The following is a 16,735-nucleotide window of genomic DNA, read 5'->3' on the forward strand; positions in this document are numbered from 1 at the left end:
TAAAAAAACTCCCGAAGCAATGCCCCGGGAGTTTGATATTTGTATTTTGTATTTTGAAATTTGAAATTTGTTATTTCAAAAACTTACTGCTTAATGTTCATTTTCTTGGCAAGGTCTTTTGGTATGCCGCCTTTGTTAAGCAATATGGCAGTAGACTTGTATTTTACAAAAGCCTTGGTCATGTACAGGTAGCCTTTATAGTCGTTTGTAGCACCCCAAGAGTTTTTAATAATGTAGTATTCTTTACCGTTCTGGTCTTTGCTAAGGCCCACAATGTGCATACCGTGGTCATCGGTAGTATTGTAGTTGTCAAACTCAGCCTGGCGCAGGTCTTCGGTAATTTGCATTTCGGCTTTAGGGCCTTTAAATATTTCCTCTTTTTCCTGCGGTGTCATAGCGGCAAACTCCTTTTCCGGCACATAAGCCACACCGTTTTTCCAGCTAAAGCCTTTCTCGCTCACGTCGCCGGCCCAGCCCACGGTATAACCGTTTTTAAGGGCGTTGTCTATAATATCGGTAAGGTCGTTCATCTTTACGTTATACACCAGGTCAAGGCTCCAGTTATCCGGTACCATAAGCACAAACTGGCTGTAGTAAGGGTGGTCTTTAAACGATGATATTTCTACATAATCGTCAGGGTTAATGCCCACCACCTCTTTAGCAAAAGTTTGCGGGGTATATTTCTTGCCTTTCCACTCAAAGTTTTGAGGCACAGTGCCCAGGTAAGTATCTATAATAGCCGTGTAAGCCTTTATCCAGTTAGGCGAAAGCTGTCCGTTAGGGTTTTTAACGGCGGCTTCAAGCACACCTTTAGCCATTTCCTGCATTTCGGCAAACTTGTTGTTTGCAGTGCCATAGTTAAGGCCGGTGTACAGGCTTTGCGGTATAGCGCCATACTGGCGGAACATATTAATAACATCGTGCAGTGCACCGCCGTCGCCCAGGGTAATGGCACCGTGCATACGCACATAGTTCTTGCCTTTTTCTATATAAGCGTTGCGGGCCGTGTAAATTTGCGAAATTTCAACCGGCTGCTTGCCCAGGCGAATCATTTCGCTCTCCAGGAATGAGTTAGCCGAGTAGCTCCAGCACGTGCCGCTTGAGCCCTGGTTTTTTACCGGAGTGTTTTCAATATTAATAACATCAGTAAATACAAAAGAGTCTTTACTGTTAGCGCTTTGGTTTTTGCTAAGCGAATTTACCAGGTAATCCTGGGCTTGTGCTCCCTGAAAACCCGCTAATAAAAGCGAGGCGGCTACATAGGGGCGTAGTGAAAAATGTGCCATAAAATTGAGTTTAGTTAGCGTTTCGACGCTGCTAAATTAAGTAAAATTTATAAATAGTTAAGAATTTGTGAAAATTCTGTAACTGGTTTGGTTGAAGAAGTTGGGAGTTGAGGGTTGTTTTTACAGTTTATGATGAGCATATCTCCATATATTGCAATTGTATTCAAAACAACAAATAGCAAACAACTTTAAAAACAACCCCCAACTCCCAACCATCAACTACAAAGTTTCAGATAGCCATTTAAAGAACTCGCGCTGCCATACCAGCCCGTTTTGTGGCTTTACCACCCAGTGGTTTTCATCGGGGAAAAGCACAAAGCGGCTTTGTATGCCCCTTAGCTGTGCCGCCTGAAAGGCCTCCTGGCCCTGCCCAATCGGCACACGGAAATCCTTGCCACCCTGTATAATCATAATAGGGGTATCCCACTTGGCTACCATATTGGCCGGGTTAAATTCCCTGTATGTTTTTTGTGCCACTGCATTGTCATGCTCCCAGTAAGCGCCGCCGGCATCCCAGTTGGTAAAGAAAACCTCTTCGGTTGTGCCATACATACTTTGCAGGTTAAACACCCCGCAGTGGCTTATAAACGTTTTAAACCTTTTGTTGTGTATGCCTGCAAGATAAAACACGCTGTATCCGCCATAGCTGGCACCCACGGCCCCAAGCCTTTTTTGGTCTACATACGGTTCTTTGGCCACATCGTCAATAGCGCTCAGGTAGTCGTCCATAACCTGGCCGCCCCAGTCTTTGCTTATGGCTTCGTTCCACTCCACGCCATGGCCCGGCATACCGCGGCGGTTTGGTGCCACCACAATATAGCCCTGTGCCGCCATAACCTGGAAATTCCAGCGGAAGCTGTAAAACTGGCTCAGCGCGCTTTGCGGGCCGCCCTGGCAGTATAAAAGGGTAGGGTATTTTTTTTTCGGGTCAAAGTTAGGCGGAAGCACCACCCATACCAGCATCTTCTTGCCATCGGTAGTGGTTACGTAGCGGCGTTCGGTTTTGCTTAGCGCAATGTTTTTAAACACGGCATCGTTAACGGTGGTAAGCTGTTTCCATGAAGCTTTTTTAAGGTCGTAGCAGTAAATTTCGGTAGCGTGGTTCATGTCTACACGTTCTACAATCACATTGTTACCGCTAAAGCCTACTATGGTGTTAATGTCCCAGTCACCCTTAGTTACCTGTTTAACCGTAACGGCAATCTTTGTCACCCCCGGAAAGTTAACCTCAAACAGCTGCTTGGTACCGTCTACCGGCGCAAGGAAGTACACCTTCTTGCCATCTGCACTCCAGGTAAAGGCATCAACAGTACCATCCCATCCGGCGGTAAGGTTAAGGTCTACACCCTTGTGGCGCACAATAATATCGTTCTTATCGGCCTCATAACCGTCGTGCTTCATTTGCAGCCAGGTAAGGTCGCCCTGCGGCGAATAAGCCGGCGCCATATCATACCCTGGGTTGTTTGGCGTAAGGTTAGTAGTCTTTTTAGAGGCAAGGTCATATTGATACAGGTCAGTATTGGTGCTGGTGGCATACTTGGTACCGGCCAGTTTCTTGCTTACATATATAATGCTTTTGCCGTCTGGGCTCCAGGTAAAGTCTTCATCGCCGCCAAAAGGCTTTTGTGGCGAGTCAAACGGTTCGCCGGGCATAACATCGGTAAACGGTTCTTCCTTACCTGCCGGGGTATAGCCCACGTGGTTGTGTGTGCCGTCGTTCCAGGTATCCCAGTGGCGGTAGTCAAGGCCGTTGTACACCTGTGCGGTGCTTTTGTCAAGCTCAGGGTAAAAATCTACGCCGTTTACCTTGTCTACCTTTATTTCTTTGCTGGTAAGCAGCAGTGTGCCGTCCGGCGAAAGGTTTTTGTCCTTCAGCAGCTCCTTGTATTCGTTTACTTCGGTAGCGTTGCCGCCCGTAACGGGAATGGTGTAAAATTTAGAGTCTGATTTGTTTTCGGCCATATTGGGCACGCTCACTTTGTAAACAATGCTTTTGCTGTCTTTAGTAATGCCCAGGGTGCTTACACGGCCCAGGTTCCAAAGCATTTCGGGTGTCATGGTTTTTTGCGCCGATGCGGTTAATCCCATAAGGCTTACGGTTAAAATTAGTATGCGTTTCATTTATTGAATGAATTTTTTAAAGCCCTAAAAGTAATCATTTTTTAACAGCGGATGGTTGTATAAAAAAATACACCAACCCCAGCCATAAAAAGGGCGGCGGTTTAAAAAAATATGCCTAATTTGCCCCACTCTAAAAACGGGCAGTTTTGAAAAGCAACACAAAATTATTTATTGCAATACTAATAGCGCTTTTATTGGGTGCAGCATTAGGATATGTTGTGCACGTAAATTACTTTGAAGACGCTCCCGCTTTTGCAAAAAACATTAAACTTTTAGGAACCATTTTTATACGCCTGGTGCAAATGATAATTGCGCCGCTGGTATTTAGCACCCTTGTGGTGGGCATTGCCAAAATGGGCGATATTAAAATGGTGGGCCGTGTGGGCGGCAAGGCCATGGCGTGGTTTATAACGGCGTCATTAGTATCGTTGCTGCTGGGCATGACGGTGGTTAACTGGCTGCAGCCGGGCAAGGCCACAGGGCTCGACCTTTCTACCGTAACACCGGCTGATGAATTTGTAAAAGGCACACAGGGGTTTTTCTGTAGAAAACTTTATTACGCACTTAGTACCCAAAAGTATATTTGAGGCCATGGCCGGTAACGAAATACTGCAAATAGTGGTGTTCTCAGTACTGTTTGGTGTGGCACTTTCATCTGTAGGCAGGTATGCAAAACCCATTGTAAAAACACTCGAAACTGTATCGCACGTTATACTTAAAATGGTGTCTTACGTTATGTGGACAGCCCCTCTGGGTGTGTTTGGTGCAGTATCGGCCGCTATGGCGCTGTACGGGCCAAATGTGTTTAGCATTTATGCCAATTATATGCTGGCCTTTATACTGGGCATAGCATTGCTTTGGGTAGTGCTGCTTTTAGTGGGCTACATGATACTTGGCAACAGGCTTTTTACGTTACTAAAAAGGCTGGCCAGCCCGCTGCTTATTGCGTTTAGTACCACCAGCAGCGAGGCGGTGTTCCCTAAACTTACAGAAGAACTGGAACGCTTTGGCGCCGACCCGAAGATTGTATCGTTTACCCTGCCGTTAGGCTACTCGTTTAACCTGGATGGCAGCATGATGTACATGACCTTTGCCAGCCTGTTTATAGCCCAGGTATATGGCATAGATATGCCGCTTGAAAAACAACTGCTCATGCTGCTGGTGCTTATGCTTACCAGCAAGGGCATAGCCGGTGTGCCGCGTGCCGCCCTTATAGTTATTGTGGCTACGGGCGCCATGTTTGATATTCCGGCAGAGGGTATAGCCTTAATTTTACCCATAGACCACTTTTGCGATATGGCGCGCAGTGCCACAAATGCCCTGGGCAACGCATTGGCCACAACCGCTATAGACAAGTGGGAACATAAAAACTAAATCATCAAATCAGCAATTTTTAAAATATCATGAACGAACCGTTTCACTGGACGCAGCTTTTAAACCCGGAGTTTTATATTAACCTGCAGCTTGCAGGCGTGCCTATTGGCATTTATGTGGTGCTGTTTATTGTTTTTGCCGAAACCGGCCTTTTTGCGGGGTTCTTCCTGCCGGGCGACAGCCTTTTGTTCCTTGCCGGTATATACAGCGAGGCACTTATGGCTACGGTTATCGATTTTGGCAGCGAGCACGTAAATGTTATAGCACTTTCAATTATGGTGGCGCTTTCGGGTATTGTGGGCAATACCTTTGGCTACTGGTTTGGTTCGCGCAGCGGTGGCTACCTGTATAAAAGAAAAGACTCATTCTGGTTCAAGAAAAAATACCTTATACAATCAGAAGAGTTTTTCCACAAGCACGGTGGGCGTGCCATTATCTTTGCGCGTTTCCTGCCGGTTATCCGTACGTTTGCGCCTATTATTGCCGGTGTGGTTAAAATGGACAAAAAGAAGTTTATGTTCTTTAACGTAATAAGCTCTTTTGCATGGGCATTTGCACTAATACTTGCAGGCCACTACCTTTCTAACCTGTTCAGGGAGCAGTTTGGCATAGACCTTAAGCACTACATAGAATACATTATCCTTGCCATAGTATTTATTACTACTGTGCCGCTTATCCTTAACGCCATTAAAGGCAACAAGGTTACCGAGCAGGAGGCTATAGACGAGGCAAACGACGACGAAACCAACATCTTCCCAAGATAAGCATGAAGCTTAGCTGGTGGGAAATAAACAGCTGGTTTACTAACGTTGACTACACCATTGTGGGCAGCGGTATAGTAGGGCTGCACACGGCCCTGCGCCTGCGCGAACGTTTCCCGCAAAGTAAAATATTGGTTATAGAACGTGACCCGCTGCCGCAGGGCGCCAGCACCAAGAACGCCGGGTTTGCCTGTTTTGGCAGCCTGAGCGAAATTATAGACGACCTTAACTACCATACCGAAGAAGAGGTTACCGCACTCATTCAAAAGCGTTGGGAAGGCCTTCAATTGCTGCGCAAACGCCTGGGCGATGCCGTAATTGATTTCCGTCCGCACGGCGGGTATGAGCTTTTCCTTGAAAATGATACCCTGGGCTATGAAAACTGCCTGCGCCGCCTGCCGTTTGTAAACGATGTGCTGCGCCCGTTGTTTAAAGCCGATGTATTTGCAAGGGAAACCGACCGCTTTGGTTTTGCCGGCACTAAGGAGTATCTCATCTTTAATCCGTTTGAAGGGCAGATAGATACCGGTGCCATGATGCAGGCGTTATTGAAAGAGGCTGTAGCCAATGACATACTTATATTAAACAGCCAGGCCGTTACCGCTTTCCACGAAAAAGCCGACGGGGTTGAAGTAGCCCTGGCCGATTTTTCGTTCCATACCAAAAAGCTGCTGTTTGCCACCAATGCCTTTGCAGGCCAGCTGACCAACAACGCTGTAAAGCCCGCCCGTGCACAGGTGCTTATTACAGAGCCTATCCCTAACCTTGACATAAAAGGCACGTTCCATATAGACAGGGGGTATTACTACTTCCGTAATTATGGCGACAGGATTTTATTCGGCGGCGGCCGAAACCTCGACTTTGAGGGCGAAACCACCACACAATTCGGCGAAACCGGCCTGATTCAAAACCGCCTGGAGCAATTGCTGCGCGAGGTTATCCTTCCGGGGACTGATGTTGCCATTGCCCACCGCTGGAGTGGTATTATGGGTATGGGCGCACAAAAACGCCCTATTGTAGAGCACCTCTCTAATCACATATACTGCGGCGTCCGCCTGGGTGGTATGGGTGTTGCCATAGGCAGCAAGATAGGCCAGGAACTGGGGGATTTGGTTTAATCCCCTCCGCCACAACCACCGCATCCTCCGCCACAGCTGCTCCCGCACGAAGATCCGCACGATGAACCTCCCGAACCGCCATCGCCACCACCGGCTTTATCCGGGTTGTGCCTTACAATGGGTATAAATGCGGGATATAATACTGCTGTGCCCCCGGCAAAATACACCCATTGCCAGTTGTTGTCAAAATCTTCTTTTGTAAGGATGTAATCGGTATACAATTGTGGCAATACTTCTTTAAGCAGCAATTTGGGTAATTTCCAAAAATGGTAGCCTGCATAAACCGTAAAACCCAGGCACACAATAAATATAAACATAACAGGCCTGTTGCCGGATATGCCGGTAAAAAACCGCGCATAGCCCACTAAAAGCAATACTGCCATTACTACAGCGTTTATTGCAAAAAGCCGTACAAAATGCCGCGACTTCGCCACATGGTTTTGCAGCGCATCCATAGCCCCGCTTATGGAATTGAACACAGGTTTGTTAACCAACAGCTTTACCAGCCTGTGGTAGGGTATCCATTTAAATTCATCTAAAACAGATATTACCTGTGCCTGTTCGCGGTTTTCGGGCGTGGCATTTTCGGCCAGGGTTACGGAGTTATCTTCATTAATTATGATAACGTTGTTTACAATAAGCTCGTTTGCAATGCCGTGCACCACATGGTCAAGCCCTTGGTTTTTAGCATAGGTAAGCTCGTAAGGTGTAAGGTGGTGTAAAAAGCCTGCCGTTTCTTTTGCAGGCAGCATTTGCAGTAGTTTCCGGTTGTTGTAACGTGCCAGCCCTGTGTATACCGCTGCCGACAGCCCTATATAGCCTATTATAAACCAGGGGTTGTATATGTGCATATACAGTGGCTTAAGCAAGTAGTAAGCAGGAGCTAATAATGTCAACACTGCGATTATAGCTGCAATAATAACGTGGCCTGTTGTAAAGCGCGACTTTTGCAGGTGCAGCGGCCCGGATATATCCTGATATTCCCATATATCAGCAGGTTGTTTACCAAATACGGCATTGTATTGTACGGTGGTACTTTCCTTAGCCTTATGGAATTTTTCGTGTTCCTGCCGGCTGTGTGTGGAGGGTATGTGCTGTATGTTCTTTGCCAGCAGGGTGCAAAATTCGTTATACGACTGCGAGAAGATAAGGTGCTGGTGCCATACCACATCTACAATTTCAGATGGCGACACCATAACGTTAGATGTGGCGGCCAGGTACATAAACTTTCGGTATTCCAAAAGGGCCTGATGCGTGAAGTGACGTGTCCAGTTATTTTCTTTTGCCAGGCGGGTGGTAAAGGTGTAATCGCCATCGGGGCCGTCAAAATCAAAGTCCTGTATTTTTTGCCATAGTTCCCGGTTCATAAGGGATTTGTTTGGTTTTAATGTAAAGCTACCCAAATTTACAATACACTTTGCAGCGCTCTACGCGATATGCGGTAAGGCGGGTTTAATTTGTAGCAAAAATTTAATGGCCGGCATACCATACAAATTCGTAATTTCGCCGCGTCAACTTACGTAATATGCTTCGCAAAATATTTGGTTTCATCGGCAAACTTATCCTGTGGTTTATAGTGGTTTCGGTATTCTCGGTACTGTTGTTCCGTTTTGTGCCCGTACCCTGTACGCCGCTAATGTTTACCCGCCATTTTGAGCAAAATGCTGAAGGTAAGGAAACCAAATGGGAGCACGACTGGGTGCCTATAGAAGACCTGTCGCAAAACCTTCAAAAAGCGGTTATAGCCAGCGAAGATGCCACTTTTTTTGAGCACCACGGCTTTGACTTCAACGCCATGTTTAAGGCCTATAAAAACAATGCTAAAGGCAAGCGCCTTAAAGGGGGCAGCACCATAAGCCAGCAAACCGCCAAAAACGTGTTTTTATGGCAGGGCCGCAGCTACCTGCGCAAAGGGCTTGAGGCTTATTTTACCGTGCTTATTGAGTTGCTGTGGAGCAAGGAGCGCATTATGGAGGTATACCTTAACAGTATTGAAATGGGCGATGGCGTGTATGGTGCACAGGCCGCCTGCCAGCACTGGTATGAAAAAGATGCCGCCAGCCTTACCAAGATGGAAGCCGCCGGTATTGCCGCCATTTTGCCCAACCCACGCAAGTATAAGGCCGCCAATTCATCATCATACATACAAAGGCGCAAGAATAACATTATAAGGGCCATGCGCCATGTTAAATTAGAATACTAATGCCACAATTAAGGTTTTTGCTGTTGTTTTGCACGGTTGTGTGCTTCGGGCAAAGGCCTGCCGAAATTGGCATTGTGTCTGATAACGACTCCTATACTTCTTTCGTAAACGACCAGTATTACACTAACGGTATCGAATTCTTTTACCGCTACCTCAATAACCCCGAAGAAACAAGGGCACTGAAAAGCATTACCGAGTTTCGTGCCGGGCAATACATTTATAACCCACAGTCTGTTCGTGCCGAAGACATCAATGTGCACGACCGGCCGTTTGCCGGTTACCTTTTTGCCGAAGCACGCTTTAGTAAATTTTATACCCGCAACCGTGTACTGAAATTAAAATTCCAGGGTGGTGTGGTAGGCCCCGAAGCTTTGGGACGGCCATTTCAGGAGGGGTTGCACAAGCTGCTCAACCTGCCTACGGTGCACGGCTGGCAGTACCAGATTACCACTACACCTGCCGCACAGGCTGCCGTTTTTTATGCCAAAGGTATTTATGAGGCACCTGCAAAACGGTTTGATATGTTCTTGCAGGGAGAAGCCAATGTGGGTACAATTTGGAACTCTGCTACCTTTGGCCCTATGGCACGCATCAGCCTTAAAGGCGAATTGCAAAGCATATACCAGTCTATGCACTTTGGCGCTGCCCTTGAAGAAGATAAAACGGAATATGCCCAACGCGGCGAACTCTTTCTATACATTAACCCAAACATACAGTACATGGCCTATGACGGCACTATAGAAGGCAGTATGTTTAACGATAAAAGCCCGGTTACGTGGCCGCTCATCCACTGGCGGTTTAACGGTGAGGCAGGTATTAAGTACCGCAAAAACCACTGGACGTATGGTTTTGTATTCAACTACCGGGGCAAAGAAGCCATAAACCGTGTGATTGAAGGGTTTTATTACGGCAGCCTGCACTTGAGCTATCTTCTTTAGGTTTGTGGTTCATGGTTTATAGTTTGTGGTTTTCCTGACTGCACTTTAAACGTATGAGTAGCAACTATAAACCACAAACTATAAACTACAAACCCTGTTAGCATTCTATTCCGGTCAAAGCCGAAAATAGTATAAGTATGGGCGTTAGTGGTAGGGCTATTAATACTATAGCATAAAGCCAATACAGTTTAGGTTTAGTTACAATATGCGATATGGCCAACGCCAGGTTTACAAGCACGGTGCCAATAAGCCAAAACCCGAAAAAGCCTCCCGGGAACTCAACATTTGCCAATATAAAAGGCAGCACTATTAAAACTACCTCTATAGCCAGTGCTATCCACGTAAATTTTACAAGCTGTGCCTTATTTTTATTTTGTTCTGCCATAACTGTAAACTGCAACTGAAAACCAATCAGTATCCCTGTCGGGTTACTATTGAAAGTACAACAATTACCGGGGTTAACGGGATACCTATTACTAATAATAAATACAACAGGTAATACCTTGGCCTGTCTGTTATAAAACCTATAGCCAGTATAAAATTGACCATTAGTGTACAAAACAGGGCAAAAGGGTAGTAGTCAAAAATATCTATAAACAGGCCAAGCCACGACAAAATCAGTGGGACAAGTAAAATAACTGCCTCAACTGCAAGTGCTGTATGCGTAAATTTTATAAGCCCGCTTTTTTGATGTGTGGTTAATTCTGCCATAACTGTAAACCGTTAACTGTAAGCTGTCAATTACAAACTCTTCACGCCCATATTATACAGTGTAAACGCCTGTATGTCGGTAATTTCGTTAATGGTTTGCGCTACCGATTTCCCTGCGCCATGTCCTGCATTAACGTCTATGCGTATCAGTACCGGGTTTGGCCCCATTTGCATTTCCTGTAGTGTGGCAGCAAACTTAAAGCTGTGGGCGGGTACAACACGGTCGTCATGGTCGCCGGTGGTAACAAGCGTTGCCGGGTAGTTTACGCCTTTTTTAATGTTGTGCAGTGGCGAATAGCCCTTAAGGTACTCAAACATTTCCTTATTGTCCTGGCTGGTGCCATAGTCATATGCCCATCCTGCGCCTGATGTAAAGGTATGGTAACGCAGCATATCGAGCACGCCCACTGCAGGCAGCGCCACTTTAAACAGCTCCGGCCTTTGTGTCATAACCGCGCCCACAAGCAGGCCGCCGTTACTGCCCCCACGCACGGCAAGGTAGTCAGATGATGTGTAGTTTTCTTTAATCAGGTATTCTGCGGCGGCAATAAAATCGTCAAATACGTTTTGCTTTTTAAGCTGTGTGCCCGCATCGTGCCAGGTGCGGCCATATTCGCCGCCGCCACGCAGGTTGGCCACCGCATAAATACCGCCGTTTTCCATCCACACCAGGTTGCTAATGCTAAAGGCCGGCGTAAGGCTTATGTTAAACCCGCCGTAACCGTACAGTATAGTTGGGTTATGCCCATCAAGCTTCAGGCCTTTTTTGTGTGTAATAATCATGGGTATCTTAGTGCCGTCTTTACTGATGTAAAATACCTGTTTCGACTCATAATCATCGCTGTTAAAGTCAATCTTTGGCTTGTCGTATAGTGTAGATGCGCCCGTCTTAGGGACAAACGCATAAATAGTGCCGGGGGTAATGTAGTTGGTAAACGAGTAATAGATGGTTTTTTCGTCTTTCTTGCCGCCAAAACCACCTGCACTGCCTATGCCCGGCAGCTGTACTTCGCGCACCAGCTTGCCTTTAAAATCATACTGCTTTACAACCGAAACCGCATCTTTAATATAACTCGCAAAAATATAACCGCTGCCTGTTCCGGCCGAAAGCACGTTATCGGTTTCCGGTATAAGGTCTTTCCAGTTTTCCTGCCCGGGTGCTGATGCATCTACCGTAACCACGCGGTTATTGGGCGCTTTATAATCGGTTGCAATGTATAGGGTGCTGCCGTTATTGTCTATAATACGGGTGTTGGTATCAGTATTGTCTACAACAGGTACTACAGCGGTGTGTTGTTTGCTCAGGTCCATAATATATAAAGCCCTGCCGGATGTAGTGTTAGATGCCGATATAACAAGGAAACGCTCGTCTTCGGTTAAATAACCACTTATGTAGCGCCACTTTTTAGCTGTTGACCTTCCGTAAATAACCTCGTCTTTTTCCTGGGGTGTGCCCAGTTTATGAAAATACAGCTTGTGGTGGTCGGTCTTGGCACTCAGCAGGCTGCCTTCGGGCTTTTCGTAGGTGCTGTAGTAAAACCCTTCGCTGCCCCTCCAGGCCATACCGCTGAATTTTACATTCTCAATAACTTCGCCGGTAAGTTTTTTACTAACAGCATCCATAATAATGATTTTGCCCCAGTCGCTGCCGCCTTCGCTTATCATGTACGCCACAAGGTTGCCCTTTTTGTTGAAGCTTATACCGCTAAGCGATGTAGTGCCATCTTTGCTAAAGGTGTTGGGGTCCAGGAAAACCTCTTCCTTACCATTTTTGTCTTTACGGTATAAAACGCTTTGGTTTTGCAGGCCGTTGTTGCGGTAGTAGTAGGTAAAATCGCCCTCTTTAAACGGTGCTGATATACGCTCATAATTCCACAGCTTTTCCATACGTGCCTTTATGGTATTGCGAAACGGAATCTGGTCGAGGTAGTTAAACGTAACTTCGTTCTCGGCTTTTACCCATGCGGCGGTTTCGGCAGAGCGGTCGTCTTCCAGCCAGCGGTATGGGTCGGGCACGGTGGTGCCAAAATAACTATCGGTAGTAGCGTCTTTGCGCGTTTCGGGGTATTTAATGTCTTTCATTTGTGCAGTTGCGCCAAAGCTAATAAGCATAGCTGTGGCTAAGGATATTGGTTTCATAGCCTGTAGGGTTAATACACAAATGTAATGAAAAGTGCTTTAGCTGGTAAACAGAGGGGCATATTTACTGCGGTGTTTGTACAGTAAAATGCCGTTTAACGCCACAACCACAATGGCTGCACCTATGGCAGGCACATCAAGAAACAGGTGAAACAGCAGTATGTTGAGCGAAAGCGGCACCAGTGCTGCCAGTGCAAACGGCACCCACAGGCGGAAGACCAGCATAAGCCCTATGATGATTTCAAAAACGGCTACCACCTGTAATACGTATCCGCTGGCAGCAAGCGATGTCATGAATTCTGAGGCGGCAACAGGGGGTTGGGGCAGGGGGATAAAAGAATATAATTTATTGGCTCCGAATGCAATAAGGATTAAGCCTAAAACAATGCGAACAATTTGAGTAAATTGTGACTTCATAAGCGAAAATGTTTACGGATTATGATTTTATAAACTTTATCACAAGTTAATAAATTATTTGTAATTATTTGGCAAAAAAATTAACAATAAAAAAGCGCCTGAATGTTCTTACAATTCAGGCGCCGTGTCTAAGGGGGGAAATATTAATTACTGTACAATAACAGGAAAGCTTACCTGAGCATCGGTACTGCCGCCTGCGTTGGCTATGTTGCCCTCTGCAACGCCTGCCGCTGTTTTCTCGGGGTGGTGTACCAGTGTAAGCGTTAGCGTGCCGTTAGCAGGTATAGCTGCCGTTGTATAGGCTACGGTAAGGCCTATTGGGTTGCCGTCTTCATCTTCATCAGTATAGCTAAAAGTGCCAAGGCCGTTTTGCTGATAGAAAATCTGGTGGTGGTCGCCTTCAGCAAATATTTCGGCGGTAATGTCCTCGGCAGGGTTTACCATTTCATTGGTAAAGGTAATAGCGCCGTTATAAACGGTATTTGCTGCAAAGTTGCCGCTTACGGTAACCACGGGTGCCTGAGGGCCGTCGCCATCCAGGTCGCGCGAGGTTAGCGTTACCACACTGCCGCCGCCTACCGGGCTAAAGCTGGCCGTTACGGTGGTTATTACTTCTTCTTCGTTTACCGGTGCAATAGCGGTGTCATCATCGCTGCACGATGCAAGCATGCCAACGGTTAATAGTGTAAGTACTGAAACTTTAAATCTCTTCATCTTAGGGATTGTTTTATGATTAATAATTGAACTTTAATTGTATCTGTACGTTGCGCCCCGCCTCATCGGCATACAGGCGCTGGCGGTTAAGGTAATCGCGGTAGTTTGTATTGAACAGGTTGTATACCGAAACATTTACACTTGCCTGTGTTTTGCCAATGCTAAACTGCCTTCCGGCAGAAAGGTGTACCAAATGGTAGCCTTTCGGCGGCCTGCTGATGTTAACCAGCGTGGGCACGAGTTCGCCGTTAATCGGTACATCGGCATAAAAATCATAGTTGGGATAGCGCGTTTGGTGCAGTACCGCCTCGCTGCGCACCTCGGCAAAAAAGCCATGCCAGCCTGCATTGGTGTACCTGAATGTATTGCTAAAGGTTAGCGGCGGCATATCAATCAGAGCTTCATCAGTATCGGTATTTGTGCCGTGCACATAGGCGGCGTTCAGGCTGTGTTTTAGGTACGATGTAACATCCCATTCGGTATGCAGGTCGGCGCCTGCTAAAAGGGCATCATTCTGTCTGTAGCTGTATACGGGGAATGCCCCGCGCGTGGTGTATTCCACCCCCGTAGGACGCAGGTACATAAAATCACGGATGCTGTTTATATAAGGCGTAACCTCGGCCCTGAAGCTGTTGGCATTAGCCTGTACCGTTACAGATGCCTTAAGCGCCTGTTCTTTTTTAAGCCCCAGGTTGCCCAGTTCTATGGTGGCGTTGCTGTGGTGCAGGCCATCGCTAAAAAGCTCGCCAGGGTTGGGGTTGCGCACGGCAAGGCCCACATTGCCCAACAGGCTCAGGCTTTCGCCGAAATCTTTACGCACACCCGCACTGGCCGAAACGTTATGGAAGGTAAACTTTGGGTTGGTTAGCCATTGCGTACCGAAATCCTGTGTAATGAAATGATCGTACACGCCGTCATAGCCCAGGGCAGTCCAGCGGGTTTTCTGGTAAAACTTATCGGCATCCATGTGGCTAAAGTCATAACGCGCGCCTACTTCTGCCGTAAGGCTGTTGCCAAAACTGTGCGAAGCTATGGCATAAGCGCCGGCGTCATACTTATGGTAGGTGGGTATAAGGGGGCGCACACCGGTATCGGGGCTGGCATCGTTATGCTGTGCCGCGCCGCTAACACCGGCCTTAAACGTGTTGGCATCGGTCTCCTGTTTCCAGTCGGCATTTACCGAATGCGTAACCAGCGTAAGGTCAAGTGCCGGGATATCGGCAAAACTGCCACGGCGCAGGTCATACTCTTTCCTCAAATTCTGCTGAAAGGCATACTGTACATTTAGCGCCGACCCATCTTCAAAATCTTTTTCAAAATTAAGTTTTGCCAAATGGTGCTGTACCTCCTGCCTGGGGTTGTTTATGCTGTGGGTAAACGGGTTTGTAACCACGGGCTGCCCACTGTTTATAGCACGAACCAGGTCGGTCACGTTGCCTATGTGCGTAGTAGTGGCAATGCCTATTGTGGCATTGTAAAAGCTGTAAAAACCGGTTAGTTTATAGCTTTCGCCAATGTACCCAAAATCCCCCGAAAAGTTAGCCTCGCGGTTGCCGGTGTTGCTTAGTATGTAGTCAGGGGTTTCGCGGTCGCCGTAGTATTTAAAGGTGCCCTGCGCATTCCATGCCCAGCCCTGTGCAGCGCCTTTGTGCAGGCTGCTGCTTATGGTGCCGCCGCGCCCGTTGCTATCAGCTGTTAGTACGGTTTTGCCAAAAAGGGTATCCTGCTGCACACGCAACGGTTCTACCACAACCAGCCCGCCCACGGCATCGCCCCCATATTGCAGGGCTGATGCGCCTTTTATAACGCTTACCTTACCGGCGGCATTAACATCGAGGTTTGGGGCGTGTTCGGTGCCCCATTGCTGGTCTTCTAACCGTACGTTGTTAGAAATTACAGGCACGCGGCTGCTGTGCAGGCCGTTTATAACGGGCTTTACTATGGTAGTGCCGGTTTTCAGGGCGCTAACGCCGGGCAGTTCCTTAAGGGCATCGCCCAGGGAGCCGCTGCTGTATTTTTCCAGCGTTTGGACTGATAGTTTTTGTATGGGTGCAATGTCTTTATTTAGCAGTTTTTCGGTAAGTACTACTTCGTTAAGTTGGGTAATATCGGGGTTAAGGTTGGCATTGAGCACTTCATTTTTATGGAAATCCACAATAGTGTCGAGGCTTTTATAGCCCACATAAGATATAACCACGCGGTGGCTGCCGGTGGCAATTCCGGTAAGGGTATAAGTACCATCGGGCAGGCTGAGGGCGTGACCGTTCTCAATATGTATGTGCGCGCCGTCAAGCGGAACGCCGGTATTGGTAAGCACCTTTCCGCTAAGCGAATGCTGCGAAAAAGCGCACCAGCTTGTGGCAAATACTGCCATAAGCAAATAAAAAATACGCATGTGAAATCGTGAATCAGTAGTAAACAATACCCTTTTGGGCTATGGTGTGCCGTTGTTTTTAACACAAAGTCCACAAAGTTTTTTCACAAGGGTCACAAAGTCAGCCCTTGAAGTGCACAAGGCTTTGTGTTCTTTAATAGTAAAATTCCAGGTGTACTTTGTGCATCCTTAGTGTTCTTTGTGTTAAAAAAACATAAGGTATGGCACAAGGCTGTTTATACTAATACAGGCGGGGCGCGTAATGCAAACAGGCTACCGCTGTAGTGGGCGGTGCTTTCAACTGCATTAAAGCTGTAGGGAATAGTGGTATGTAAAAAATGCAGCGACAGGCAAAACTCCTGTGGGGCTACAAAAAAGTCGAAGTGAAAATCGCACACCGCACAATCATCGTCATCGCTATGGTCGTGTGAGGCGTGGCCAAAGTGTTTGGCTTTTTCCTCATGATGGTGCTTGTGGTCGTGCTTAACGTAATGAAAAGACTGGTAGGCCATGGTAAGCTGTACCAGGGCCATAAGCATCAGGTTAAATAATGCGAACTTTCTTTTCATGAGGGCAAAT

General features: G+C 47.1%; 14 protein-coding genes and 1 pseudogene. 5 read left to right on the top strand and 10 right to left on the bottom strand.

What is annotated here, in order from left to right; all coding sequences use genetic code 11:
• Positions 1–83: 83 nt before the first annotated feature.
• On the bottom strand, positions 84–1,286 hold the full coding sequence (locus AM279_RS15820) for a C1 family peptidase (RefSeq protein WP_054408995.1): 1,203 nt from the start codon (positions 1,284–1,286) through the stop codon (positions 84–86).
• Between the two features lie 219 nt (positions 1,287–1,505).
• Positions 1,506–3,407, bottom strand: a complete 1,902-nt coding sequence (locus AM279_RS15825) for a S9 family peptidase (protein ID WP_054408996.1) — start codon at positions 3,405–3,407, stop codon at positions 1,506–1,508.
• A 146-nt stretch (positions 3,408–3,553) separates the two neighbouring features.
• On the opposite strand from AM279_RS15825, the pseudogene AM279_RS15830 reads away from it, so the two are divergent.
• The 3 genes and pseudogenes from AM279_RS15830 to AM279_RS15840 all read left to right on the top strand — a co-directional run bounded on the left by AM279_RS15830 (position 3,554) and on the right by AM279_RS15840 (position 6,660).
• Positions 3,554–4,781 (top strand): annotated as a pseudogene (locus tag AM279_RS15830) (dicarboxylate/amino acid:cation symporter).
• 29 nt (positions 4,782–4,810) lie between these two features.
• Positions 4,811–5,545, top strand: coding sequence for a DedA family protein (locus AM279_RS15835; protein WP_054408997.1), 735 nt, complete (start codon positions 4,811–4,813; stop codon positions 5,543–5,545).
• A 2-nt stretch (positions 5,546–5,547) separates the two neighbouring features.
• Positions 5,548–6,660 carry an NAD(P)/FAD-dependent oxidoreductase gene (locus AM279_RS15840; protein ID WP_054408998.1) on the top strand — a complete coding sequence of 371 codons (1,113 nt, stop codon included), beginning with the start codon at positions 5,548–5,550 and terminating at the stop codon, positions 6,658–6,660.
• Here the strand turns inward: AM279_RS15840 and AM279_RS15845 are convergent.
• Entirely contained in the window at positions 6,657–8,027 is a 1,371-nt protein-coding gene (locus AM279_RS15845; RefSeq protein ID WP_054408999.1) for a glycine-rich domain-containing protein, read from the bottom strand. The genes AM279_RS15840 and AM279_RS15845 overlap by 4 nt on opposite strands.
• Before the next feature lie 158 nt (positions 8,028–8,185).
• Here AM279_RS15845 and mtgA point away from each other — a divergent pair, with 158 nt between their 5' ends.
• Positions 8,186–8,863, top strand: a complete 678-nt coding sequence (gene mtgA / locus AM279_RS15850) for a monofunctional biosynthetic peptidoglycan transglycosylase (protein ID WP_054409000.1) — start codon at positions 8,186–8,188, stop codon at positions 8,861–8,863.
• Entirely contained in the window at positions 8,863–9,801 is a 939-nt protein-coding gene (locus tag AM279_RS15855; RefSeq protein ID WP_054409001.1) for a lipid A deacylase LpxR family protein, read from the top strand. The genes mtgA and AM279_RS15855 overlap by 1 nt, the downstream gene beginning before the upstream one ends.
• A 97-nt stretch (positions 9,802–9,898) precedes the next feature.
• Here AM279_RS15855 and AM279_RS15860 read toward each other — a convergent pair whose 3' ends face one another.
• From AM279_RS15860 to AM279_RS15890, 7 genes are all read right to left on the bottom strand, one after another.
• Positions 9,899–10,186: a hypothetical protein gene (locus AM279_RS15860; RefSeq protein WP_054409002.1), complete on the bottom strand. Its 288-nt coding sequence runs from the start codon at positions 10,184–10,186 to the stop codon at positions 9,899–9,901.
• Positions 10,187–10,212: 26 nt separating this feature from the next.
• On the bottom strand, positions 10,213–10,512 hold the full coding sequence (locus AM279_RS15865; protein ID WP_054409003.1) for a hypothetical protein: 300 nt from the start codon (positions 10,510–10,512) through the stop codon (positions 10,213–10,215).
• A gap of 30 nt (positions 10,513–10,542) precedes the next feature.
• Positions 10,543–12,651, bottom strand: coding sequence for a prolyl oligopeptidase family serine peptidase (locus tag AM279_RS15870; RefSeq protein ID WP_054409004.1), 2,109 nt, complete (start codon positions 12,649–12,651; stop codon positions 10,543–10,545).
• A gap of 39 nt (positions 12,652–12,690) precedes the next feature.
• Positions 12,691–13,068 (bottom strand): DoxX family membrane protein, encoded by a 378-nt coding sequence (locus AM279_RS15875; RefSeq protein WP_054409005.1) that lies wholly within the window; start codon positions 13,066–13,068, stop codon positions 12,691–12,693.
• 147 nt (positions 13,069–13,215) lie between these two features.
• Complete coding sequence (locus AM279_RS15880; RefSeq protein ID WP_054409006.1) at positions 13,216–13,782, bottom strand: hypothetical protein; 567 nt, start codon at positions 13,780–13,782, stop codon at positions 13,216–13,218.
• A 19-nt stretch (positions 13,783–13,801) separates the two neighbouring features.
• A complete protein-coding gene (locus AM279_RS15885; protein WP_054409007.1) occupies positions 13,802–16,177 on the bottom strand; it encodes a TonB-dependent receptor in 2,376 nt (791 codons plus the stop codon).
• Positions 16,178–16,392: 215 nt separating this feature from the next.
• Positions 16,393–16,725 carry a DUF2946 family protein gene (locus AM279_RS15890; protein ID WP_054409008.1) on the bottom strand — a complete coding sequence of 111 codons (333 nt, stop codon included), beginning with the start codon at positions 16,723–16,725 and terminating at the stop codon, positions 16,393–16,395.
• Positions 16,726–16,735: the final 10 nt, after the last annotated feature.

The sequence above is a fragment of the Flavobacterium akiainvivens genome, from assembly GCF_001278115.1.
Lineage (GTDB): Bacteria > Bacteroidota > Bacteroidia > Flavobacteriales > Flavobacteriaceae > Flavobacterium > Flavobacterium akiainvivens.